The following is a 631-nucleotide window of genomic DNA, read 5'->3' as shown; positions in this document are numbered from 1 at the left end:
CATTTCCCTTATCGCTGTCGTTATGGCATGCCAAAGCTCAAAAGAGCGGGTAAAAGACTGTGCCTCTTTACTTGATTACGGCTTCTCTCTCTGCAAGATTTACACCGATAAACAGCCTCCCGCACTCTCCACCGTCCCCGTACATAATGGCACAAAAGAATTCATTTCCTGCAAATATAAGAAAAACTTCTCCTATGTTTTTACTTCGGAAATCAACCAAAATAACATTCAGAAAAAAGTGGTATTCCAGAAAAATCTCTCTGCTCCAATTAAGAAAAATCAAGTAATTGGCAGACTGGAGTATTCATATAATAACAAAAAAATTGGGAAAGTTTCTATATTGGCTTCGGAAACAGTGGGAAAGGCAAAATATACAGATTATCTGCAAAAACTACTACTGAACTTGTAAAATAATAATTTCAGTTCAGCAAAAAACAGCTCCCAAAGAAAGAAGATATCCTATATTGTGGTCTTAGAGCGTGTCTAAAAAATGCTTTCTGCAAGATGTGCGTTACAATTTGTGGGAGATTTCGCCTGAATGAGGGCGGCGTAGCGGGCTACGTCAACTGAATGAAGGCAAAATATACCGCAAATTGGGGCGTGCAGATTGCAGGAATGATTTTTCAAACAC

At 38.8% G+C, this 631-nt stretch carries 1 protein-coding gene and 2 pseudogenes; 2 read left to right on the top strand and 1 reads right to left on the bottom strand.

The annotated features are described in order from the left end of the window. Together EUBHAL_RS11765 and EUBHAL_RS17000 are read left to right on the top strand one after the other, a co-directional pair. Positions 1-409 (top strand): annotated as a pseudogene (locus EUBHAL_RS11765) (D-alanyl-D-alanine carboxypeptidase family protein); the annotation flags it as partial. A gap of 95 nt (positions 410-504) precedes the next feature. Continuing rightward, on the top strand, positions 505-570 hold the full coding sequence (locus EUBHAL_RS17000) for a DUF6783 domain-containing protein (protein WP_320855219.1): 66 nt from the start codon (positions 505-507) through the stop codon (positions 568-570). On the opposite strand, the pseudogene EUBHAL_RS16995 reads toward EUBHAL_RS17000, so the two are convergent. Continuing rightward, positions 547-627 (bottom strand): annotated as a pseudogene (locus EUBHAL_RS16995) (DUF6783 domain-containing protein); the annotation flags it as partial. The gene EUBHAL_RS17000 and the pseudogene EUBHAL_RS16995 sit on opposite strands and share 24 nt — an antisense overlap. Between the last annotated feature and the right edge of the window lie 4 nt (positions 628-631).

The sequence above is a fragment of the Anaerobutyricum hallii DSM 3353 genome (assembly GCF_000173975.1).
Classification (GTDB): Bacteria; Bacillota; Clostridia; order Lachnospirales; family Lachnospiraceae; genus Anaerobutyricum; species Anaerobutyricum hallii.
Note: the sequence above shows the minus strand (reverse complement) of the source record. Positions and strands in the feature narration are given on the sequence as shown.